Raw genomic sequence first — 22,524 nt, 5'->3', positions numbered from 1 at the left:
CGTTTCCGTTTCCGTTTCCGATTTCGACTCAGGCGAACCCATGACCTCGACTTTTTCCGTGCCCCGGATCGATCCGCTCGACGCAGCGGCGCGTGCACCGCTGCAGCACCTGCTCGATCACAAGACGAAGCCGCCCGGCAGCCTCGGTCGGCTCGAAGCGCTCGCACTGCAACTGGCGCGGATCCAGCAGTGCGATGCACCGCGCGTCGAGCGGCCGGTGATGATCGTGTTCGCGGCCGATCACGGCATCGCGGCGGAGGGCGTGAGCCCGTATCCGCAGGCCGTGACCGCGCAGATGGTCGCGAACTTCCTGGCGGGCGGCGCGGCGATCAATGCGTTCTCGGGCGTCGCAGGCTGCGCGCTCGAAATCGTCAACGCGGGCGTCGCGACGCCGCTGCCCGCGCACGCGTCGTTGCTCGACCTGCCGATCGCCGCCGGCACGCGCAACTTCGCGCACGAACCGGCGATGTCGCGCGCCGAGTGCGAGGCGGCGCTCGCGGCGGGCGCGGCGCGGGTGCGCCACCACGCGGCGCTCGGCACCAACGTGATCGGCTTCGGCGAGATGGGCATCGCGAACACGTCGGCGGCCGCGTGCGTGATGAGCCGCCTGCTCGACCTGCCGCTCGACGCGTGCGTCGGGCGCGGCACCGGCCTCGACGACGCGGGGCTCGCGCACAAGCGCGCGGTGCTGTCGGGCGCGCTCGCGCGCCACCCGGATGCGCGCGCGCCGCTCGACGTGCTGGCCGCCTTCGGCGGTTTCGAGATCGCCATGATGACGGGCGCATTTCTCGCGGCGGCGGCCGCGCGCATGACAGTGCTCGTCGACGGCTTCATCGCGACCTCGGCGCTGCTGGTCGCCGATGCGCTCGCGCCGGCGCTGCGCGAGTATTGCGTGTTCTCGCACGCGTCGGACGAGCGCGGGCATCGCCGCATGCTCGCTCATTTCGGCGCGGAGCCGCTGCTCGCGCTCGACCTGCGGCTCGGCGAGGGCACGGGCGCCGCGCTCGCGCTGCCGCTCGTGCGGGCCGCCGCCGCGTTCCTCGTCGAGATGGCGAGCTTCGATGCGGCCGGCGTCGCGAACCGTGACGCCTGAGCGCGCCGTGGGCCTGCGCGCGGAGCTGCGCTATGCGTTCGTCGCGCTTGGGTACTTCACGCGCGTGCCGGTGCCGCGCTGGGTCGGCTACGAAGCGGACGACCTGAATCGCGCGGCGCGCTATTTCCCGCTGGTCGGCGTGGGCGTCGGCGCGGTCGCGGCCGGCGTGTACCTGCTGGCCGCGCGACTGTGGCCGGCCGGCGTGGCGGTGCTGCTGTCGATCGCGGCCACGCTGCTGTTGACGGGCGCGTTCCATGAGGACGGCCTCGCGGACAGCTGCGACGGCTTCGGCGGCGGGTATCGGCGCGAGGACGTGCTGCGCATCATGCACGACTCGCGGATCGGCACCTTCGGCGCGGCGGCGCTCGTGATCGCGCTTGCGCTGAAGTGGCAGGCGCTGGTCGCGCTGCCGCCCACGCATGTCGCGTGGACGATGCTCGCCGCGCATGCGGCGAGCCGCGTGGGCGCGGTGAGCCTCCTGGTCACGCTCGACTACGTGCGCGGCGAGGGCAAGGCGAAGCCGGTCGCGCAGCGGATGTCCGCGCGGGCGTTCGGCTTCGCCGCGCTGGGCGGGCTGCCGTGGCTGCTGTGGCCGGACTGGCGCATGGGGCTGGTCGCGCTTGGCGTGCTCGCCGGATTGCGCGTGCTGCTCGCGCGTTACTTCGTCGCGCGGATCGGCGGTTATACCGGCGATTGCCTCGGCTTCGCGCAGCAGCTGTTCGAACTGGCGATCTATCTGGTGGCGCTCGGATGGATCTCGTCCTGATCCGTCATCCGGCCGTCGCGGTGGACCCGGGCGTGTGCTACGGGCGCAGCGACGTACCGCTCGCGGTCGACCCGGACGAGGCGGCCCGTGCGTTGATGCGTGCGTTCGACGCGCGCGGCATTCCGGTTCCCGATGCGCTCGTCACGAGCCCGCTGTCGCGCTGCGCCGGGTTCGCGGCGGCGCTCGCGCGCGGCTGGCGAGCATCGTTGCGGAGCGAGCCGCGGCTGCGCGAGATCGACTTCGGCGCGTGGGAGATGCTGCGTTGGGATGAGATCGGCCGTGAGGCGATCGAACGCTGGAGCGCGGACTTGTGGGGCGCGCGCGAGCATGGCGGCGAGAGCGTCGCGCAGTTCGTCGCGCGGATCGCGCCCATGCTGCCGGCGTCGAATGCGTCGAATGCGTCGAATGCGTCGAATGCGACGAATGCGACGAATGCGACGAATGCGACGAATGCGACGAATGCGACGAATGCGACGAATGCGACGAATGCGACGAATGCGACGAATGCGACGAATGCGACGAATGCGACGAACGCGACGAACGCGACGAACGCGACGAACGCGACGAACGCGACGAACGCGACGAACGCGACGAACGCGACGAACGCGACGAACGCGACGAACGCGACGAACGCGACGAACGCGACGAACGCGACGAACGCGACCAACACGACCAACACGACCAACACGACCAACACGACCAACACGACCAACACGACCAACACGACCAACACGACCAACGAAATGCGCGGCTACGTCACGCATGCAGGCGTGGTGCGCGCGCTCGCGGCTCGGGCGCTCGACCTGCCGCTCGACGGTCTGTTGCAACGGCCGGTCGCGTATGGCGGCGTGGTGTGGTTGCGCGCGGATCCGGCGACGCGTTCGGGCTGGCGGCTGATGGCGTGGGATGAAGCCTGACGGCTCGGGCGCGAGGATCGGATCCGCCGGCTGATTCGTTTCGTATCCTGATGGTTCTCTCCGTCGTTGCGCTGATGGGCCTGCGCGGACCCAGCTGATTCACGGCAGCGAACCGCCGCCACGCCACCGGCGCGTCCTTCCATGTCGAGATCGTGCTGGGCGCGGCACCCCGGGCGTCAGCCGCGCGATGTTCTCCCCCTGAGCCCTACATCTCCTTCGTACCGCGGCGGGTTGCGCCGCTGGAGCCAGGGAGCCGCGCACGCTCGCAGGCCCCGGCGAGAGGGTTCCTCGACAACCCGATCGGATCATCATCTGCACCGGACGTTCGATCCCACGCGCTTTCTTTCCCGGCTCCCGCAGCGTCCGCATCATCGGCGGCCTCGATTTCGAACAATCGCAGCCACCTTCCCGATGGCGGAAAAAATACGCGTTTCTTGTCCTGCATCAAGCTATCTGCCCGCCCGGCCATCGCACGCGCGCACGCATTTCGCTAAGCAGCAAATCCCACGATCGCGATCTTGCATCTTGCGGATTTCCTCCTATGATCAACGACATAAGAATATGGTGCAGTGCTCCAGCGAACGCGGTTTTCGCGGAGGGTAGAGGGCCATATCTTCGCTGTGTATCCCCATGTCTCCGCTATTTCCGTTTTCGGAACGGAGGGTCGATCGTTGCCTCCGCAATCGGGAAATGGTTGGAAAGACGCACGTGTCGAATTGCCGTAATCCGACGGGATCGATCGTCGGCGCGAGGGAGCATTCGATGAGGCAAATGGACCGGTTCACCGTCGCGCGTTCATCTCCGAGCGCGGCGAGGCCGGGCACAGTCCCACGGGCCTCGTGATTGGCGACACCGATGTTGTTCCACATGACCGCGGCGGCGAGCACGCACGCGAGCGGTCTGCGCTGCGCGAAGCACACGGCCGCCCCGAGCGGGCGGGCCGGGCAACATCCTGACGGGCGCCAAGCCCGTATCCATTCACGATGAGGCGCGCGCGTCGGCGACGCGGTCGGCGCGCCCGTTTTCGATGAGGAGGCCGTCGCGATGTCCACCGAAGTCATACCGAGCCAATCGTTTCTCTATCAGCAATGGGTGCAGGGCCTGAGCGATTCGTACGAGGCGTTTCGCCTGCTCGCCGATACGCCCTTGCGCGTGAGCCTGCTTGCGCTCGAGTCGGCGCAGTCCCTGCTGCGCACCGCGATCGACGAAAACGTCGCCGGCAAGCTGTTCAGCCAACAACTGAGGGAGGCGATCGTGGTGGCGGTGCAACTGTCCGCGGATGGGTCCGCCAACGACGCGACGGCCGTTTCCCACGCATCCCGGTGAGGGCGCGATGACAACCTTCCTCCACGAGCGCATCCGTTCGTTCGGCGCGCGTCCCTGTCTCGTCTCGGCGGACGAGACCATCGCCTACGACGCATTCGCCGACCGGATCGATTTCTGGCGCGGCGAACTCGACGTATGGTGCATCGGACGCGGCGACACGGTCGCGGTCTGCGGCGACTACGCGCCGAACGTCTGTGCGCTGCTGCTCGCCCTGGCATTCGCGGGCGCGATCGTCGTGCCGATCGCGTCGGCCGGCGCGAAGCGCGGCGAGTTTCTCGACATCGCGGAAGTCGGCTTCGTCGTCACGTTCGACTCGGCCGGCGCCACGCGGGTCGAGCGCCGCACGACGCCGGCGGCGTCGCATCCGCTGCTCGAACAGCTGCGCGCGGCCGGCTCGGCCGGCCTGATCCTCTTCAGCTCCGGCTCGACCGGCCGCAGCAAGGCCTCGCTGCTCGATCTCGATCGCATGCTGGGGAAGCTCGAACGGACGAAGGGCCGCGCCTACGTGACGCTCGTCTTCCTGATGCTCGATCACATCGGCGGCATCAACACGCTGCTCAACGTGCTGAGCCAGGGCGGCACGATCGTGACGCCCGCCAGCCGGACGCCGGACGCCGTGTGCGACGCGATCGCGCGCCATCGCGTCGAACTGCTGCCGACCAGCCCGACGTTCCTCAACATGATGCTGATCGCCGATGCGGGCGCGCGCTACGACCTGTCGTCGCTGAAGCTCGTCACCTACGGCACCGAGCCGATGCCCGAGACGACGCTTGCCGCGCTGCACGCCGCGCTGCCCGAGGTCCGGCTGAAGCAGACCTACGGGTTGTCCGAACTCGGCATCCTGCCGACGCAATCGAAGGAATCGGGCTCGCTGTGGATGAAGCTCGGCGCCGACGGGTTCGAGCACCGCGTCGTCGACGGCGTGCTGCACGTGCGCTCGGAAACCGCGATGCTCGGCTATCTGAACGCGCCGTCGCCGTTCGACGACGCGGGCTGGTTCAACACGCAGGACGTCGTCGAGACGGACGGCGACTACGTGCGGGTGCTCGGCCGCCGTTCGGAAATCATCAACGTCGGCGGCGAGAAGGTCTATCCGAGCGAGGTGGAGAACACGCTGCTCGCGGCCGGCAACGTGCGCGACGTCACCGTGTCGGGCCGGCCCAATCCGGTGACCGGGCACGTCGTCATCGCGCGCGTGTCGCCGATCGAACCGGAGACGCCGGCGGCGCTCGCCGCGCGCTTGCGGACGTTCTGCGCGAGCCGCCTCGAACGGTTCAAGGTGCCGGTCCATATCGATGTCGACGAAAGCGCGCATCACAACGACCGGTTCAAGAAAGCCAGGGTGTCACGACCGACGGAGCAAGCCAGATGAGCGACGCAAACGACGTAGTCATCGTCAGCGGCGGCAGCCGGGGGCTGGGGCTCGCGCTGGTGCGTACGTTCCTCGACGCGGGCAGGCGGGTGGCGACGTTCAGCCGCTCGCGCACCGCCGGGATCGACGACCTGATCGAGCGCGACACGCGCGGCGCGCGGTTTCACTGGGCGCAGGTGGACGGCACCGACGGCGCGGCCGCGGCGGCGTTCGTGGCGGGCGTGGCCGAGCGCTGGGGCGGCGTCGACGTGCTCGTCAACAACGCGGGCGTGAGCCACGACGGGCTGCTGGCGCTGATGCGCGAGGAGCAGATCGAACAGATGATCGCGGTCAACCTGACCGGCGCGATCCTGCTCACGCAGTGCTGCGCGAAGTGGATGATCCGCGCCAACCGCGGCGCGATCGTCAACATCGCGTCGGTCAACGCGATCCGCGGCCATGCCGGCGTGGCCGTGTACAGCGCGACCAAGGCGGCGCTCGACGGCCTGACCCGCAGCCTCGCGCGCGAGCTGGGCGCGCGCGGCGTGCGCGTGAACTCGGTCGCGCCCGGCTACTTCGAAAGCGAGATGGTCCAGCATCTCGACGAGGCCGCGCGCGCGCGGATCGCCCGCCGCACGCCGCTGGGCCGGCTCGCCGACACGGACGACATCGCCCGGGTCGTCGAATTCCTCGCATCTGATCGCGCCGCGTTCGTGACGGGGCAGACGATCGCCGTTGACGGAGGCATCACATGCTGACCACGCATTTCGATCGCGACGAGACCGCGCGTCTCGTCCACGGCGCCGTGCTCAAGGTCATGAGCCAGCAGGGACAGCCGCCGCGCGAGCTGCGCGACGACGACAAGCTCAACGCGACGCTCGGCCTGAGTTCGCTCGATCTCGCCCAGCTCGTGTTCGAGCTTGAATTGACGTTCGGCGCGGACCCGTTCCGGACCCTCGTGCCGATCACGTCGGTGCAGACGGTGGGGCAGCTTGCCGGCGCCTACCTGCGCCTCTTCGACGATACGGCGACGCCGGCCGACGCACGCGACGAGCTCGCCGACGCGCAGGCGGCGAGCGAACGCCGCCGGCAACGTCGCGGGGCGCGGGAATGACGGCGGCGAAGGTGTCGGAGCCGGCCGACGACGCGCCGCCGCCGGATGCCGCGCATGCCGCGCCCGGCGGCATCGCGATCGTCGGGATCGGCTGCCGCCTGCCGGGCGCGAACGATTGGCGGACGTTCTGGCAGAACCTCGTCGACGGCGTCGAATCGATCCGCTTCTTCGACGACGCGGCCTTGCTGCGCGCGGGCGTCGACCCCGGGCAGCTCGCCGCGCCGGACTACGTGAAGGCGTCGCCCGTGATCGACGATTTCGACCGCTTCGACGCGGGCCGCTTCGAGTATTCGCCGCGCGAGGCGCGCGTGATGGACCCGCAGCATCGGGTCTTTCTCGAAGTCGTCCACGATGCGCTCGAAGACGCGGGCTACTGGCCCGACGCCTATGACGGCGCGATCGGCGTGTTCGCCGGCGCGGGCGGCGTGGTCAGCAGCTATTTCGCCTCGAATCCCGCGCTGCACGGCTCGACGGGCGGCGTCGAGCACATCGGCAACGACAAGGATTTTCTCGCGACGCGCGTGTCGTACAAGCTGAACCTGACCGGGCCGAGCGTGACCGTGCAGACCGCCTGCTCGACCTCGCTCGTCGCGATCCATCTCGCATGCGGCAGCATCCTGAACGGCGAATGCGACATGGCGATCGCGGGCGCGTCGACCGTCCGCGTGCCGCACCTCGCCGGCTATACCGCGCGCCAGGGCGACATCCTGTCGCCGGACGGGCACTGCCGCGCATTCGACGCGCGGGCGCAAGGCACGGTCTTCGGCAGCGGCGCGGGCGCGATCGTGCTGAAGCACGTCGAGGATGCGCTCGCGGACGGCGATCACATCTATGCGGTGATTCGCGGCACGGCGATCAACAACGACGGCGGATCGAAGGTGAGCTACACCGCGTCGAGCGTGACCGGGCAGGCGAAGGCGATGCTGGATGCATTCGCCGGCGCGGGCGTCGAGCCGCGCGCGATCGGCTACGTCGAGGCGCACGGCACCGGCACGGTGGTCGGCGATCCGCTCGAGATCGATGCGCTCACCAAGGCGTTTCGGCGTCACACGCAGGACACGGGCTTTTGCGCGGTCGGCTCGGTCAAGACGAATCTCGGCCACCTCGAACAGGCGTCGGGCGTGGCGAGCGTGATCAAGGTCGCGCTCGCGCTCGAGCGCGGGCGGATCCCGCCGAGCCTCCATTTCGAGACGCCGAACCCGCGGATTCCGTTCGCGCAGACGCCGTTCTTCGTGAACACCGCGCTGCGCGACTGGCCGCGCGGCGCCGCGCCCCGGTTCGCGGCCGTCAATTCGCTGGGGCTCGGCGGCACGAACGCGTTCGCCGTGCTCGAGGAGGCGCCCGCGCAGCCGCGCGCGGCGGCCGCGCAGGAGCGGCCGCTGCACGTCCTCGCGCTGTCGGCCCGCTCGGAGCGCGCGCTCGCCGCGCTCGCGGACCGCTGGCGTCAGCATCTGGCGGCGACGGACCAGCCGGTCGCCGATCTCTGTCATACCGCGAACACCGGGCGCGCGCAGCTCAACGTCAGGCTGACCGCGATCGGCGGCACGGCGGGCGAGCTGTCGGCCCAGCTCGCGGCGCCGTCCGTCACGGCGCGCGGCGAGGCGCGGCCGCTCGCGTTCCTGTTTACCGGGCAGGGCTCGCAGTACGCGGGAATGGCGGCCGAGTTGTACCGGACGCAGCCCGTGTTCCGCGATGCGCTCGATCGCTGCGACGCGCTGCTGCGCCCGCATCTCGACACGCCGCTGCTGTCGGTTCTCTACGGCGATGCGGACGCGAGGGCGCTGATCGACGAGACGGCCTACGCGCAGCCGGCGCTCTTCGCGATCGAGTGGGCGCTCACCGAACTCTGGCGCGCGTGGGGTATCGTGCCGAGCGCGGTGCTGGGCCACAGCGTCGGTGAATACGTGGCCGCCTGCGTGGCCGGCTGCTATGACCTCGAGACGTGCCTCGCGCTGATCGCGGCGCGCGGCCGGCTGATGCAGGCGCTGCCGAAGGGCGGCGCGATGGCGGCGCTGTTCGCGGGGGAGGCGGCCGTCAAGCGCCTGCTCGACGCGAGCGACCCGAAGCGCATCGCCGTCGCGGCGTACAACGGGCCCGAGAACACCGTCGTGTCGGGCAGCGCCGACGCGGTGGCCGAGGTGGTCGAGCGGGCGCGGCAGGCCGGCATCGGCGGGCGCGAGCTGACCGTGTCGCATGCGTTCCACTCGCCGTTGATGACGCGCGCGGCGGCCGAACTCGAAGCGCTCGCGGGCCATCATCGCGCGGCCGCGCCGCGCCTCCCGCTGGTTGCGAATCTGACGGGCGAGCTGGCCGACGGCCCGCCGACGCCCGGCTATTGGCGCGATCACGCGTTGCAGCCCGTGCATTTCATCGCGGGCGTGCAAACGCTCGCGCGGGCCGGCATCGTCGACTTCGTCGAGGTCGGCCCGGGCACGACGCTCGTATCGCTCGCGCAGCAGATCCTGGGGAACGACGCGGCCGACGGGCGGCGCTTCCTCGCATCGATCGGCCGCGAGCGCGAATGGAGCGAGCTGACGGCGACGCTCGCCGCGTTGTGGCGGACCGGCGCGCCGGTCGACTGGCGTGCGTTCGACGCGCCGTATGCGCGTCGCCGCGTGTCCGCGCCGACCTATGCGTTCGAGCGCGAGCGCTACTGGCTCGACGCCGGCCAGGGCAGTGCGACGGCCGGCGCGGGCGCGGGTTCGCGAGCGGGCGCCGACCTGACTGGCCGGCGCCTGTCGTCGCCGCTCGCCGCCTGGCAGTACGCGGCGACCTACGACCTCGACGCGCTGCCGTGGCTCACCGATCACCGCATCTTCGGCATGGCCGTGCTGCCGGTCGTGGCGGGGCTCGTCGCGCTCGCCGCGGCCGCGCGCGAGCGGGTGGGCGGCGCGGCCGTCGCGATCGAATCGCTGACCTACGACGACGCGCTCGTCATTCCCGACGACGGCGCGCGCGCCGTGCAGATCATCCTGCAGGGCGACGACGAGATCGATGCCGAGCTGGCGAGCCGCGCCGCCGGCGACGAAACCTGGCGTCGCCACCTGCGCGCGCGCGTGAGCGCGCTCGCGGCGTCGCGCCTCGCGCCGCTCGCGACGCCGTTGCCGGCCTCGATCGGCGTCGAGCGGATGGCGCAGATCGATCCGGCGCGCTACTACGATGCGATCGCGCCGCTCGGATTCGGCTACGGCCCGGGCTTTCGCGGCATCGTCGCGCTGTGGCGCGGCGACGATGAAGCGGTGAGCCGCGTGCAGTTGCCCGAGCCGCTCGACGCGGCCGCGTACGCGCTGCATCCCGCGCTGCTCGATGCGTGCTTGCACCTCTATCCGGCGCTGGTCCCCGAATATCGGAGCCTGGCCGATCTCGAAGCGAAGCCGGAGGGCACCTGGCTGCCGATCTCGATCGAGCGCTTCGAGATGGCGCGCGACGGCGCGGCGCACGTGTGGGTGCGGGCGAAGCGCCGCCAGGTCGCGCAGCCGGACGTCGTCACGTTCGATATCGAAATCCACGGCGACGACGGCGCGCCGGTCGCGCTGCTCGGCGGGCTGACGGTGAAGCCGATCACGCGCGCGCAGCTCGCGCCGCGCGCGAGCGCGTCGCGCAATCGCGCGCTGCATCGGCTCGAATGGATCGAGCGCTCGACGCCGCCGCTGCCGGAGGCCGCGGCGGCCGGGCCGTCGGACTGGCTGATCGTCGCGGGCGTCGAACGCGGCATCGCCGACGCGCTTGACGCGCAGTTGCGCGCGCTCGGGCATCGCGCGGCGGTCTTGCCGCTGCCCGACGACGGCTCGGACGCCGAGCTCCAGGCCGCACTGAGCGCCGCATGGGCCGGGCGCGCCGCCGATGCGGCCGGCCCTGTCGGCGTCGTGCTCGCGCACGGTCTCGGCGAGCGCGTCGACGAGACGACCACGGTCGACGCGCTCGCGGCCGCGGAACGCCGGGCGAGCGGCCGCACGCTCGCGCTGGTGCGCGCGCTCGCGGTGCTTGCCGATCCGCCGCCGCGCGTGTGGCTCGTCACGCGCGGCGCGCATGCGCCCGCGCCGCGCGCGCCGGGCGGCGACCCGTTGCAGTCGTCGCTGTGCGGCATCGGGCGCGTCGCGATGCTCGAATATCCGGAACTGTGGGCCGGGACGATCGACCTCGGCGGCGAAGAGGATGTCGCGGCGCTGGGCGCGGCCCTGCTCGCGGGCGACGCCGAAAGCGAGGTCGCGGTGCGTGGGGGGCGTCGCTATGCGCCGCGTCTCGACCACGACGACGAGCCGGCGCCCGAGCGGATCGTTCCGCCGTTCGATCCGGCCGCGACCTATCTGCTCACGGGCGGGCTCGGCGCGCTCGGCCTGAAGGTCGCGGACTGGCTCGTCACCGCGCAGGGCGTGCGGCATCTGGTCCTGACCGCGCGGCGCGCGCCCGGCGAGGCGATCGGCGCGGTGCTCGAGCAGTGGCGGCGGCTGGGCGCGAACGTGGTCGTCAAGCAGGCCGACGTCGCGCGCGCGGCCGACACGCAGGCGTTGATCGAGCAGATCGGCGTCGAGCTGCCGCCGCTGAAAGGCGTGTTCCACTGCGCGGGCAATCTCGACGACGGCGTGCTGGCGCAAATGGACTGGGACAAGTTCGCGCGCACGACCGGCCCGAAGGTGCTCGGCGGCTGGGCGCTGCATACCGCGACGCGCCATCTGCCGCTTGATCATTTCGTGCTGTTCTCGTCGGTGCTGAGCGTGACGGGCGCGATGGGGCAGGCGAACTACGTCGCCGGCAACGCGTTCCTCGACGGCCTCGCCGAACATCGCCGCCGGCTCGGCCTGCCCGCGCAGGCGATCAACTGGGGGCCGTGGGGCGGCGCGGGCCTCGCGACCGAGTCGGGCGAGCGGGGCGCGGCGATCTGGCGCGCGCGCGGAACCGAGTACATCGACGCGGAAGACGGCATGGCCCTGCTGCATGCGATTCTCGCGCGCGGGATCCAGCAAAGCATCGTGACGCTGACCGAGTGGCCGCAGTGGGCCGCGCAGTATCCGAGAAGCCCGGCGCTGCTGGAGCGGCTCGTGCGCGGCGCGCCGGCGCGCGCGGTCAATGCGCTCTTCACGCGCGCGCAGGTCGATGCGCGGCTCGCGGCCGCGCCGGATGGCGAACGGCGCGACGTGTTGCGCGACATCGTCGGCCAGATGGTTCGCGCGGTGCTCGAGATCAAGGGCGATTTCGATTCGACGCAGCTGCTGCGCGAGCTGGGGCTCGACTCGCTGATGGCGATCACGCTGATCAACCAGCTCGACGCGGCGGTCGGCGTGCGGCTGCCGGCCGCGGCGATGCTCAAGGGGCCGAGTCTCGACCAGCTCGTCGACGAATTGCTGCCGAAGCTCAGGATTGCCGAGACGGCGGGCGAGGCGGCGCGACCGGCTGCGCCCGCCGTGCTCGCGCAGGGCGCGGCCCCGCTCCGGCACGAACGCTGGCTGGCCGAGATCCGGCCGAATCCCGCGGCGCGCTACCGGCTGATCTGCTTCCCGTTCGCGGGCGGCGGCTCGGCGATCTATCGCGCCTGGGCCAACGGCGCGGACCCGCACGCCGAGATTTTCGCGGTCGAGCCGCCCGGCCGGCTGTCGCGGATCGGCGAGCCGCCCGTGAACCGGATCGATCGGTTCGTCGACGGGCTGCTCGCGGAACTGCGTCCGCTGCTGGACAAGCCGGTCGCGTTCTTCGGGCACTGCATCGGCGGCCTCACGATGTACGAGACGGCGCGCGCGCTGATCGACCGCGAGGGCGTCGCGCCCGTGCACCTGTTCGCATCGGGCGCGCGGCCGCCGCATAGGCTCATGGCCGACGCCGCGTTCGAGCGCAAGCTCACGTCGATGCTGCTCGGCCTGCGCGATTTCGACGTCGTCGCGCCGCTCTACCGGCAGCCGGACGACGTGCTCGCCGAAGCGCTGCGCCACTTCCAGATCGATGCGACGGAACAGATGCTCGCGATTCCGGAGCTGCGCGAGCTGGTCCTGCCCGTCGTGCGGGCTGAATTCGAGATGGCGAGCCGCTACGTGTTCGTGCCGAATTCGGGCTGGTCGATGCCGATCACGAGCTTCCGGGGCCGCGACGACATCTACGTGACGCACGAGGACGCGCTGGCCTGGCGCGAATTCACGAGCGGCGAGTTCAACCTGTTCACGCGCGATGGGGCGCATTTCGGGGTCGTCGATGATCGCAGCTTCATTCTCGACGCGATTTCGGATGCGCTCGCCGCATGAGCGCCCGGGCCCGCGTCTGCCGTCCGCGCGCCCGGCGTCGACCCGCTGTCGCCCGGCCATCTGCGATGCGCGCGACGACGCGTCGATGCGTGGGAGAACGAAACATGGATGACGATCTGCGTCATTTGCGGGACATGCAGCACCGGATCGGCCGCATTCGCGAATACACGCGCGACGGCCGCCAGGCGCTCGACGGGTCCGACCTGCTGCAGGACGCCGTCGTGCGCAACATCGAACTCATCGGTTACACGTGGACCTGCCTCAGTCCCGAGTTCCGCCTGCGCCTGCCGGATTTCCCGTGGCGGCTGATCGGCATGCGCGCGGAATACCTGAAACACACGCATGACTCCGCGCGGCTGAAGAAACTCGTCTGGCTGGCCGTGCAGCGCAGCGTGCCGCAACTGGAGCAGGCGATCCGGCGGCAGTTTCCGGATCTCGGCGGCGCGCCCGCGGACGCGGACGGACGATCGGGCGCGCGGCCGGGCGGGAAGCGCGGCGCACGCGCGGCGGCGGAGCCGCGCCCCGCGCGGCGCGCGGCCTGCGTCGACGATCTCGGCGACGCCTAGGCGCGCGGGCCTGACGGAGAGACAGATGAACCTTGCCGGAAAGACCGTGTTCATGTCGGGCGGCAGCCGCGGCATCGGCCTCGCGATCGCGCTGCGCGCGGCCCGCGACGGCGCGAATGTCGCGCTCGCCGCGAAGACCGCGACGCCTCACCCGCAGCTCGACGGCACGGTGTTCACGGCCGCGAAGGCGATCGAGGACGCGGGCGGCCGGGCGCTGCCGCTCATCGTCGACATCCGCGACGAAGCCCGCGTCCAGGCCGCGGTCGAAGAGACGGTCGCGGCCTTTGGCGGGATCGACATCGTCGTGAACAACGCGAGCGCCATCCGCCTGACGGGCACGCTCGACACGCCGCCCAGGCGCTATGACCTGATGCACGGCGTGAACGGACGCGGAACCTTCGTGTGCGTGCAGGCGTGCGTGCCGTATCTGCTCAAGGCGTCGAATCCGCACATCCTCACGCTGTCGCCGCCGCTGTCGACCGATCCGAGATGGTTTCGCGACTACCCGCCGTACATGATCGCGAAGTACACGATGAGCCTGTTCACGCTCGCGTTCGCGGCCGAATTCGAGCATGTCGGCATCGCGGTCAACTCGCTGTGGCCGCGCACGACGATCGCGACCGCGGCGGTGCGCAACGAGCTGGGCGGCGCGGACCTGATCGCCGCGTCGCGCAAGGCCGAGATCATGGCCGACGCCGCCCATGCGATCCTGACGCAGCCGGCGACCACCTGCACCGGCAACTTCTTCATCGACGACGTGGTGCTGCTGGCCGCGGGCGTGCGCGATTTCGCGCAGTACGACGTGCAGGCGGGCTCGCCGCTGCAGGCTGACTTTTTCGTCGACGCGCTGCCCGGCATGCGCGCCGCCAGCTCAATCACGAAGCGCGCCGCGTCCTCGTGACGCCGCGCGCTTCGCCTCGCGGGAGACGCGGATGAGTGCATCACGATTCAAGGCTCTGATGCTGAAGGAGACGGACGGCGTGGTCGCGCCGTCGATCGAATGGCTGGGCGTCGACGACCTGCCGGACGGCGACGTGACCGTCGACGTGCATTATTCGAGCATCAACTACAAGGACGCGATGGCGCTGGCCAATCGCGGCATCATCCGCGCGTTTCCGGCGATCCCGGGCATCGATTTCGCCGGCGTCGTCGCGACCTCGGCGACGCCGCGCTTCCGGCCGGGCGACGCCGTCGTGCTGACCGGCTGGGGACTCGGCGAGCGGCGCTGGGGCGGCTTCACGCAGGTCGAGCGCGTCGACGCCGACTGGCTCGTCCCGCTGCCGCCGGGGCTCACGCTGCGGCAGGCGATGGGCATCGGCACCGCCGGCCTCACGTCGATGCTGTGCGTGCTCGCGCTGGAGCGGCACGACGTGCGACCCACGAGCGGCGAGATTCTCGTGACGGGCGCGAGCGGCGGCGTCGGCAGCCTGGCGACCGTGATCCTCGCGCAGCTCGGCTATCGCGTCGTCGCCATGACGGGCCGGCCCGGGAACGAGGCGTATCTGAAATCGCTCGGCGCGGCGCGCACGATCGGCCGCGACGATTACGCCGGGGCGCTGAAGCCGGGCCGTCACGGCATGGAGCCGGAGTTGTTCGCGGGCGTCGTCGATACCGTGGGCGGCCCGGTGCTGTCGTCGGCGCTCGCGCGGCTCGCCTACGGCGGCTGCGTGGCGGTATGCGGGCTCGTCGGCGGCATCGAATTGGAAACCACCGTGTTTCCGTTCCTGCTGCGCGGCGTGTCCGTGGTCGGCATCGATTCGGTGCGCTGCCCGACCCCGCGGCGGATCGAGGCGTGGCAGCGGCTCGCGCAATGCGTGCCGCTCGCGGCGCTCGACAGCATGTTGCGCGAGGTGCCGCTCGAAGGGGTCGTCGAAGCCGCGGCGGCGCTGGCGAAGGGGCAGGGACAGGGCAGGACGGTCGTCGATCTGCGGGCGACGTGAGCGGCTGCGGGCGCGGCACGGGGCGGCGGCGGGGTTGCCCTATGTTGTTCGTCAAGCGTCAGGGGCTGACTTGGGTGGGTAAATGGTGCCGTCGCGCAGCATGGCGAACAGGACGTCACAGCGTCGCCGTGCCGGCGCAGCGAGCGCTTGGGCGTGGCGCTTGCCCTGGTGGATCTTGCGCGCGTAATAGGCCCGCGAAACGGGGTCTCGCAAGGCGGCAAAGGCGGAGAGGAATCGTGAGCGATGCCGCACGCGTGCGCCGCTTCGTCGTTTGGGATGGCCACGGCACGCCACGTCTCGCGCTTGCGCCGGCGTCATCATGCGCGGTCGGCGCGCGTTGGCGTCGCGACGGCGCGCACGGTTTTCACGGCAAGTTCGACGCGGCGAGGTTGCTGCAGCGGGGCCGTGACGGCGCGGCCGTGACGGCAGGACTGCAGGTCGATACGCCGGGGGCGTGACGGCGTGCCCGTCACGGCCCCGGCCGCCGCGCCCGCGCCTCCTCCAGATCCTTGCACAAGGCCTCCGCGCCCAGCGCGAGGCGCGGCGCGGGCCGCGTCAGCCAGTCGCCGTCGATCGCGAACAGATTGCCGCGCGCGACCGCTTTCAACGCCGGCCAGGCGCGCCATCGGTCGAGGCTCGGCGGCGGCGTGTCCGACGCGGTCGCGCCCGTGCGCGTGGTCACGATCGCCTCGGGATCGGCGGCCAGCACCGCCTCGTCGGTCACCGACGGCACGAGCGGCTTCAGCTGCGCGAACACGTTGCGGCCGCCGCACAGCGCGATCACGTCGCTGATGATGTGGGTGCCGTTGAGCGTCATCAGCGGCCGGTCCCAGACCTGGAAGAACACGTCGACGCGCGGCTGGTCCGCATAGCGCGCGCGCAGCGCCGCGATGCGCCGGCGGTAGTCGGCCGCCGCCGCGTCGGCGGCCGCGCGCGTGCCGAACAGGTCGCCGAGCCGGGTCAGCGCGCCGGCGACGTCGTCGACATGCTTCGGTTCGCTGTAGAACAGCGGGATGCCGAGCGCGCGCAGCCGGTCGGTCTGGCGATCGGCGTTGCCGTGTCGCCAGACCACGATCAGGTCGGGCCGCAGCGCGGCGATCCGTTCGAGATCGAGCGCCTTGTTGTCGCCGACGCGCGGCACCGCGCGGGCGGCGGGCGGGTAGTCGCTGTACGACACCGCGCCGACCAGTCGATCGCCGCCGCCCGCCGCGTAGATCAACTCGGTGACGTGCGGCGCGAGGCTGACCACGCGCCGCGCCGGCGCGGCGAGCGTCACGGTCCGGCCGTCGTCGTCGGTGACGGTGATGGCCGCGTGCGCGGCGCCGGCGACGAGCGCGGCGCACGCGGCGAGGAGACGGAGCAGGCTGCGCGTCATCACAGGGGCGCCGGGGCGGCGGTCGCCGCCGTCGGATCGCCGAGCGTCGCGACGGCTTCCGCGAGCGCCTGCTCGAAGCGCCGCCATGCCGCCTCGTCGTCGGGCAAGCCGATCCGCAGGCTCGGCGCGTGCGCGAAGTAGCGGGTCCAGACGCCGCGCCGCGCGAGCGCCTCGTGCAGCGCGGCGGCGCGCGGGTCGTCGGTCCAGCTGAACAGCGGCGTCGCTTGCGTCGCGAAGCCCTGCGCGCGCAGGCCGGCCGCGAGCCGCGCACCGTCTACCGCGAGCCGCGCGCGGGTGGCCCGCTGCCAGTCCGTGTCGGCGAACGCGGCGGCGACCGCATGGCCCGCGGGGCCGCTCACGGTCCACGCGCCGAGCCGGTCGCGCAGGTCGCGCAGCAGGCCGGGCGCGGCCAGCGCGAAGCCCGCGCGGATCCCGGCGAGCCCGAAGAACTTGCCGACCGAGCGCAGCACGATCAGGCCCGCGCGCCCGACCTCGGCGGCGAGCGAATCGGCGTCGTCCGCGTCCGCGAATGCCTCGTCGACGATCAGCGCGCCGCCGCGCGCGTGCAGCTGCGCGTGCCAGCGCAGCAGGCGCGCGGGCGCGACGTGCTCGGTGGTCGGGTTGTTCGGGTTGCCGACGATCAGGTGGGTGAGCGCCGCGGGCAAGGTGTCGTGTGCGCACGAGAACGCCTCGACCGCATGACCGTGGCGCGCGAACGCGGGCCCGTATTCGCCGTACGCGAGCGGCGCGACGCCGGCCGTGCCGAGCGGCAGCAGCGCGGGCAACGCGCGGATCGCGGCCTGGCTGCCGGCGACCGGCAGCACGTGGGCGGCGTCCGGCGCGCCGTAGTAGCGCGCGGCGGCGGTCGCGAGCGCGTCGTCGTCGTCGGGCAGGCGGCGCCACGCGGCGGCGGGCACGGGCGGCACCGGATAGCCGCGCGGATTGATGCCGGTCGACAGGTCGAGCCAGCTGTCGTACGCGATGCCGTGGCGGCGCGCGGCCTCGCGCAGGTTGCCGCCGTGGACGATCGGCGCGTCACCCATGATGCGTCGCGAGCGCGAAGGCCGCGCCGACCAGCAGCAGCGCGAGCCACAGGATCGCGGTGCGGGCGACCAGCGCGAGCGCCGCCCGCACGTGCCCCGGGCCGGCCGGCTGGCCCGCGCCGAGCACCGGACGGACTTCGAGCGCGCCGTGATAGACGGCAGGGCCGCCGATCACGACGTTGAGGCTGCCTGCGCCGGCGGCCATCACCGGGCCGGCGTTCGGGCTGTCCCACAGGCGCGCCTGGGTGCGCCAGCAGCGCCACGCGCTCGCGGTGTCGCCGAGCAGCGCGTAGCTCGCCGCGGTGAGGCGGGCGGGGATCCAGTTGAGGGCGTCGTCGATGCGCGCGGCGGCCCAGCCGAAGCGCAGCAGGCGCGGGGTCTTGTAGCCCCACATGGCGTCGAGCGTGTTGGCGAGGCGGAACAGCAGCGCGCCCGGGCCGCCCGCGATCGCGAACCAGAACAGCGCGCCGAAGATCGCGTCGTTGCCGTTCTCGAGCGCCGATTCGACGGCGGCGCGCGACAGCGCACTGGCGTCCGCGTCGCGCGTGTCGCGCGACACGATGCGCGCGGTCAGCGCGCGCGCGCCGGCGAGGTCGCGGCGCGCGAGCGCGGCCGCGATCGGCGCGATGTGATCGGCGAGGCTCTTCGCGCCGAGCGCGAACCACAGCAGCGCCACGTGCAGCGCGGCGGCGAGCGCCCACGGCAGGACCGCGGTGAACCACGCGGCGAGCGCGACGAGCGGCACCACCGCGAGGCACCAGGCGCCGAGCCCGACGAGGCGGCCGCGCCGCCCGTCGTTCAGGGTGGTTTCGAGATGCGCGGCGATCCGTCCGAAGCCGACGAGCGGATGGCCGGCGCGCGGTTCGCCGATGCGCAGATCGACGAGGAACGCGGCGATCGCGAGGATCGCGACGGCAGGCATCGAGAGCATCAGCATCAGCCGGCCCGCCCGTTCTTCAGGTCGAGGGGCAGCCCGGCGACGAGCAGCGTGACGCGCGTCGCGCACGCGGCGATGCGCTGGTTGAGCCGGCCCAGTTCGTCGACGTAGCGGCGCGTTTCCGCGCCGAGCGGCACCACGCCGAGGCCGATCTCGTTGCTGACGACGATGAGCCGCGCGCGCGTCGCGCCGAGCGCGGCTTCCAGCTCGGCGACCCGGGCCTCGTACAGCGCCGGGTCGACGGGCGCGCCGTCGGCGGGACAGAGCAGGTTCGCGAGCCACAGCGTGAGGCAGTCGACCAGCACGCAGGCGGCGGGATCGTCGAGCCGCAGCAGGGTCTGCGCCAGCTCGACGGGCGCCTCGACGAGCGCCCAGTCGGCCGGGCGCCGCGCGCGATGATGGGCGATGCGCGCGGCGAATTCGTCATCGGCGACGCGTGCGGTGGCGACATAGGTGACGGCCTGCCCGCTCGAGGCGGCGAGCTGCTCGGCGTAGGCGCTCTTGCCGGAGCGCGCGCCGCCGAGGACGAAGGTGAGATCGTGCGGAGTCATCGCATGATTGTAACGGCGCGGGCGATAATGCGACCTTCGCTTTTTGCCGGAACGCCCGCTTCGATGACCGCCTCCGTTTCCCCCGCGCGCGTGCGCGGCACGCTGATGATCCAGGGCACCACGTCCGACGCGGGCAAGAGCACGCTCGTCGCCGGGCTGTGCCGGCTCGCGCGCCGCGCGGGCGCGCGCGTCGCGCCGTTCAAGCCGCAGAACATGGCGCTCAACAGCGCAGTCACGGCGGACGGCGGCGAGATCGGCCGCGCCCAGGCCCTGCAGGCGCTCGCGGCCGGCATCTCCGCGCATACCGATTTCAACCCGGTGCTGCTCAAGCCGACCAGCGACCGCGGCGCGCAGGTGATCATCCACGGCCGCGCGCGCGCGAACCTCGATGCGCGCGCCTATCACGCGTACAAGCCGATCGCGTTCGAAGCGGTGCTCGAATCGTATGCGCGCCTGCGCGCGGGCTACGACGCGGTGGTCGTCGAGGGCGCGGGCAGCCCCGCCGAGATCAACCTGCGCGACGGCGACATCGCGAACATGGGCTTCGCCGAGCGCGTCGACTGCCCGGTGGTGCTGGTCGCGGACATCGATCGCGGCGGCGTGTTCGCCCACCTGATCGGGACGCTCGCATGCCTGTCGGAGAGCGAGCGAGCGCGCGTGCGCGGGTTCGTGATCAACCGCTTTCGCGGCGACCCGGCGCTGCTCAAGCCGGGGCTCGACTGGCTCGAGGCGCGCACCGGCAAGCCGGTGCTCGGGGTCGTGCCGTACCTGCACGGGCTCGTGCTCGATGCCGAGGACATGCTGCCCGCGCAGGCGCGCACCGTCGCCGCCGAGCGCGACGCCGGCGTGCTGCGGGTCGTGGTGCCCGCGCTGCCGCGGATCAGCAACCACACCGATTTCGATCCGTTGCGCGTGCATCCGCGCGTGGATTTCACCTACTGGAAAAGCGGGCCGGTGCCGGCCGCGGACCTGCTCATCCTGCCGGGCTCGAAGAACGTGCAGCGCGACCTGGGCTGGCTGCGCGAGCAGGGCTGGGAGGCGGTGCTGAAGCGGCACCTGCGCTACGGCGGGAAGCTGCTCGGGATTTGCGGCGGGATGCAGATGCTCGGCCGGACGCTCGACGATCCGCATGGCCTGGAGGGCCCGCCCGCCTGCGTGCCGGGCCTGGGCCTGTTCGATTACGCGACGACCCTGCGGCCCGACAAGACGCTCGTCAACGTGACCGGCCGGCTCGCGTTCGGCGGCGCGCCGGCGCTGGCGGGCTACGAGATCCACATGGGCGAGACGCACGGGCCGGCGCTCGCCGCGCCCGCGCTGCGGCTCGACGGCGCGGCGGGCGGGCGCGACGACGGCGCGCGCTCGGAAGACGGGCAGATCCTGGCCACCTACGTGCACGGGCTGTTCGACGCGCCCGGCGCGTGCGCGGCGCTGCTCGCGTGGGCGGGCCTCGACGACGGCGCGGAGGCGGTCGACTACCCGGCGCTGCGCGAGGCGTCGCTGGAGCGGCTCGCCGATACGCTGGCCGCCCATCTCGACCTGCCGCGCGTGTTCGACGCGTTTGCATGAAAGCAGCCGGTCGCACGATTATTCGTTCCAAACAGGAAATAATTAAAGCCGGTCAGGCGATTTTTCAACCCGCCGGGTTCGAATAAAGTCCGTTCCATCGATCTCAACGAACCGGAACAAGGAACCCGACATGAACCCGACCCGCCTGACCGATCTGGCCGCCACGCTGCTGCGCGTGGCGCTCGGTGTGTTGTATCTCGCCCACGTCGCCCAGAAGGTATTCGTCTTCACGCTGCCGGGCGCCGCGCAGTTCTTCGTCTCGCTCGGGCTGCCGGGCTGGCTGGCCTACCTGACCACCGTGGTCGAGCTGGCGGGCGGCCTCGCGCTGCTGGCGGGCTTCCGGGTGCGGCTCGCCGCGCTCGTGCTGCTGCCGTTCATGCTGGGCGCGGTGCTCGCGCACCTGCCGAACGGCTGGAGTTTCGCCGCGCCGAACGGCGGCTGGGAATATCCGGCGTTCTGGGCCGTCACGCTCGCGGTGCAGGCGCTGCTCGGCGCGGGCGCGTTCGCGGTCGAGCGCCTTCGCGCCGCCTGAAACCCGGGTCGCCGCGCGGGCGGCCGTCGTCCCCGGCCGCATTTGCCGATATCATCGCTCCCTGTATCCGCAACGGGTGCGGCGTCGGCTCCGGCCGGCGTCGCCGACGGCTTTTTCGGGGGAATTCATGACGGTGATCGTGGTGGCGAATCCGAAGGGCGGCGTAGGCAAGAGCACGCTGTCCACCAATCTGGCGGGGTATTTCGCGGCGCAGGGCGCGTGGGTCGCGCTGGCCGATCTCGACCGGCAGCAGTCCGCGCATGCATGGCTTGACCTGCGGCCGTCGACCTTGCCGCCGATCGAGACCTGGTCGCTCGATCCCGACGCGCCCTCCAAGCCGCCGCGCGGCCTGGAATACGCGGTGATCGACACCCCGGCCGGCCTGCACGGCGGCCGCCTGAATCTCGCGCTGGATTTCGCCGACAAGGTGATCGTGCCGCTGCAGCCGTCGCTGTTCGATATCCTCGCGACCCAGCAGTTCCTGGAGCGGCTCGCGAGCGAGAAGGCGGTGCGCAAGGGCGCGGTGGAGGTGGGGATCGTCGGCATGCGGGTCGATGCGCGCACGCGCTCGGCCGACCAGCTGCACCGGTTCGTCGAGGGGCTCAAGTTGCCGGTGCTCGGCTACGTGCGCGACACCCAGAACTACGTGCAGCTCGCCGCGCACGGCCTCACGCTGTGGGACGTCGCGAAGAGCCGGGTCGACAAGGACCTGGAGCAGTGGCAGCCGATCGTCGAATGGGCGCAGGCGCGGGCCTGACGCGCGCATAAAAAACCCCACGCCCGGGCGGGTCGTGGGGTGGCCGGGGCCGGGCGGCGCGCGCCGCTCAGGTCCAGCTTTGGGTCGGCACGTGGTCGCGGCTGCCCTTCATCTTGTTGTGCTCGTCGACGAACACCAGGTCCGGCTTCCAGCCGGCCTGCAGCGCTGTCTCGTCGACCATCGCGAACGCGGCGATGATCACCAGGTCGCCGAGCTGCGCGCGCCGCGCGGCCGAGCCGTTCAGCGAGATCATGCCGCTGCCGCGCTCACCCTTGATCGCATAGGTCGAGAAGCGCTCGCCGTTGTTGATGTTCCAGATGTCGATGCGCTCGTTCTCCACGATGTTCGCGGCTTCGAGCAGATCCTCGTCGATCGCGCACGAGCCTTCGTAATGCAGCTCGCAGTGCGTGACCGCGACGCGGTGGATCTTCGATTTCAGCATGTGGCGCTGCATGGTGAC

General features: G+C 71.7%; 19 protein-coding genes and 2 pseudogenes. 15 read left to right on the top strand and 6 right to left on the bottom strand.

The window, feature by feature from the left end; all coding sequences use genetic code 11:
- Positions 1 to 40: 40 nt before the first annotated feature.
- The 11 genes and pseudogenes from cobT to Bsp3421_RS25540 all read left to right on the top strand — a co-directional run bounded on the left by cobT (position 41) and on the right by Bsp3421_RS25540 (position 15,303).
- The gene (gene cobT, locus Bsp3421_RS25595; protein ID WP_273998672.1) at positions 41 to 1,093 is read left to right on the top strand and encodes a nicotinate-nucleotide--dimethylbenzimidazole phosphoribosyltransferase; all 1,053 of its coding nucleotides are present in this window, start codon (positions 41 to 43) and stop codon (positions 1,091 to 1,093) included.
- A complete protein-coding gene (locus tag Bsp3421_RS25590; protein ID WP_273998671.1) occupies positions 1,083 to 1,859 on the top strand; it encodes an adenosylcobinamide-GDP ribazoletransferase in 777 nt (258 codons plus the stop codon). The genes cobT and Bsp3421_RS25590 overlap by 11 nt, the downstream gene beginning before the upstream one ends.
- A pseudogene (locus tag Bsp3421_RS25585) lies at positions 1,844 to 2,230 on the top strand (histidine phosphatase family protein); the annotation flags it as partial. The gene Bsp3421_RS25590 and the pseudogene Bsp3421_RS25585, both read left to right, overlap by 16 nt.
- Before the next feature lie 1,590 nt (positions 2,231 to 3,820).
- The gene (locus Bsp3421_RS25575) at positions 3,821 to 4,102 is read left to right on the top strand and encodes a hypothetical protein (RefSeq protein ID WP_273998670.1); all 282 of its coding nucleotides are present in this window, start codon (positions 3,821 to 3,823) and stop codon (positions 4,100 to 4,102) included.
- Between the two features lie 7 nt (positions 4,103 to 4,109).
- On the top strand, positions 4,110 to 5,474 hold the full coding sequence (locus Bsp3421_RS25570; protein ID WP_273998669.1) for an ANL family adenylate-forming protein: 1,365 nt from the start codon (positions 4,110 to 4,112) through the stop codon (positions 5,472 to 5,474).
- Entirely contained in the window at positions 5,471 to 6,211 is a 741-nt protein-coding gene (locus Bsp3421_RS25565; protein WP_273998668.1) for an SDR family NAD(P)-dependent oxidoreductase, read from the top strand. Before Bsp3421_RS25570 ends, Bsp3421_RS25565 begins: the two co-directional genes overlap by 4 nt.
- Entirely contained in the window at positions 6,205 to 6,567 is a 363-nt protein-coding gene (locus Bsp3421_RS25560) for a hypothetical protein (RefSeq protein WP_273998667.1), read from the top strand. The genes Bsp3421_RS25565 and Bsp3421_RS25560 overlap by 7 nt, the downstream gene beginning before the upstream one ends.
- On the top strand, positions 6,564 to 12,797 hold the full coding sequence (locus tag Bsp3421_RS25555) for a type I polyketide synthase (RefSeq protein WP_273998666.1): 6,234 nt from the start codon (positions 6,564 to 6,566) through the stop codon (positions 12,795 to 12,797). The genes Bsp3421_RS25560 and Bsp3421_RS25555 overlap by 4 nt, the downstream gene beginning before the upstream one ends.
- A gap of 104 nt (positions 12,798 to 12,901) precedes the next feature.
- Positions 12,902 to 13,363, top strand: a complete 462-nt coding sequence (locus Bsp3421_RS25550; protein ID WP_273998665.1) for a HepT-like ribonuclease domain-containing protein — start codon at positions 12,902 to 12,904, stop codon at positions 13,361 to 13,363.
- A gap of 25 nt (positions 13,364 to 13,388) precedes the next feature.
- Positions 13,389 to 14,264, top strand: coding sequence for an SDR family oxidoreductase (locus Bsp3421_RS25545; protein ID WP_273998664.1), 876 nt, complete (start codon positions 13,389 to 13,391; stop codon positions 14,262 to 14,264).
- Between the two features lie 31 nt (positions 14,265 to 14,295).
- Entirely contained in the window at positions 14,296 to 15,303 is a 1,008-nt protein-coding gene (locus tag Bsp3421_RS25540) for an MDR family oxidoreductase (RefSeq protein WP_273998663.1), read from the top strand.
- A gap of 51 nt (positions 15,304 to 15,354) precedes the next feature.
- On the opposite strand, the pseudogene Bsp3421_RS25535 reads toward Bsp3421_RS25540, so the two are convergent.
- Positions 15,355 to 15,582 (bottom strand): annotated as a pseudogene (locus Bsp3421_RS25535) (IS110 family transposase); the annotation flags it as partial.
- Here Bsp3421_RS25535 and Bsp3421_RS25530 point away from each other — a divergent pair.
- Positions 15,540 to 15,761 (top strand): hypothetical protein, encoded by a 222-nt coding sequence (locus Bsp3421_RS25530; protein WP_274004454.1) that lies wholly within the window; start codon positions 15,540 to 15,542, stop codon positions 15,759 to 15,761. The pseudogene Bsp3421_RS25535 and the gene Bsp3421_RS25530 sit on opposite strands and share 43 nt — an antisense overlap.
- Positions 15,762 to 15,772: 11 nt before the next feature.
- Here Bsp3421_RS25530 and Bsp3421_RS25525 read toward each other — a convergent pair whose 3' ends face one another.
- The 4 genes from Bsp3421_RS25525 to cobU are packed head-to-tail and all read right to left on the bottom strand — an operon-like array spanning position 15,773 to position 19,209.
- Positions 15,773 to 16,678: a cobalamin-binding protein gene (locus Bsp3421_RS25525; RefSeq protein ID WP_273998662.1), complete on the bottom strand. Its 906-nt coding sequence runs from the start codon at positions 16,676 to 16,678 to the stop codon at positions 15,773 to 15,775.
- Positions 16,678 to 17,721, bottom strand: coding sequence for a threonine-phosphate decarboxylase CobD (gene cobD, locus Bsp3421_RS25520; protein WP_273998661.1), 1,044 nt, complete (start codon positions 17,719 to 17,721; stop codon positions 16,678 to 16,680). The genes Bsp3421_RS25525 and cobD overlap by 1 nt, the downstream gene beginning before the upstream one ends.
- Complete coding sequence (cbiB, locus tag Bsp3421_RS25515; RefSeq protein WP_273998660.1) at positions 17,714 to 18,658, bottom strand: adenosylcobinamide-phosphate synthase CbiB; 945 nt, start codon at positions 18,656 to 18,658, stop codon at positions 17,714 to 17,716. The genes cobD and cbiB overlap by 8 nt, the downstream gene beginning before the upstream one ends.
- Positions 18,658 to 19,209, bottom strand: a complete 552-nt coding sequence (cobU, locus tag Bsp3421_RS25510; RefSeq protein WP_273998659.1) for a bifunctional adenosylcobinamide kinase/adenosylcobinamide-phosphate guanylyltransferase — start codon at positions 19,207 to 19,209, stop codon at positions 18,658 to 18,660. The genes cbiB and cobU overlap by 1 nt, the downstream gene beginning before the upstream one ends.
- Before the next feature lie 63 nt (positions 19,210 to 19,272).
- On the opposite strand from cobU, the gene Bsp3421_RS25505 reads away from it, so the two are divergent.
- From Bsp3421_RS25505 to Bsp3421_RS25495, 3 genes are all read left to right on the top strand, one after another.
- The gene (locus Bsp3421_RS25505) at positions 19,273 to 20,775 is read left to right on the top strand and encodes a cobyric acid synthase (RefSeq protein WP_273998658.1); all 1,503 of its coding nucleotides are present in this window, start codon (positions 19,273 to 19,275) and stop codon (positions 20,773 to 20,775) included.
- Positions 20,776 to 20,905: 130 nt separating this feature from the next.
- Positions 20,906 to 21,307 carry a DoxX family protein gene (locus Bsp3421_RS25500; protein WP_273998657.1) on the top strand — a complete coding sequence of 134 codons (402 nt, stop codon included), beginning with the start codon at positions 20,906 to 20,908 and terminating at the stop codon, positions 21,305 to 21,307.
- Positions 21,308 to 21,434: 127 nt separating this feature from the next.
- Positions 21,435 to 22,064, top strand: a complete 630-nt coding sequence (locus tag Bsp3421_RS25495) for a ParA family protein (RefSeq protein WP_273998656.1) — start codon at positions 21,435 to 21,437, stop codon at positions 22,062 to 22,064.
- 67 nt (positions 22,065 to 22,131) lie between these two features.
- On the opposite strand, the gene panD is transcribed toward Bsp3421_RS25495, so the two are convergent.
- Positions 22,132 to 22,518, bottom strand: a complete 387-nt coding sequence (gene panD / locus Bsp3421_RS25490; protein ID WP_273998655.1) for an aspartate 1-decarboxylase — start codon at positions 22,516 to 22,518, stop codon at positions 22,132 to 22,134.
- Between the last annotated feature and the right edge of the window lie 6 nt (positions 22,519 to 22,524).

Origin of the sequence: Burkholderia sp. FERM BP-3421, from assembly GCF_028657905.1 — a bacterium.
GTDB lineage: Bacteria > Pseudomonadota > Gammaproteobacteria > Burkholderiales > Burkholderiaceae > Burkholderia.
This window is presented reverse-complemented; position numbering and strand designations above follow the sequence as displayed.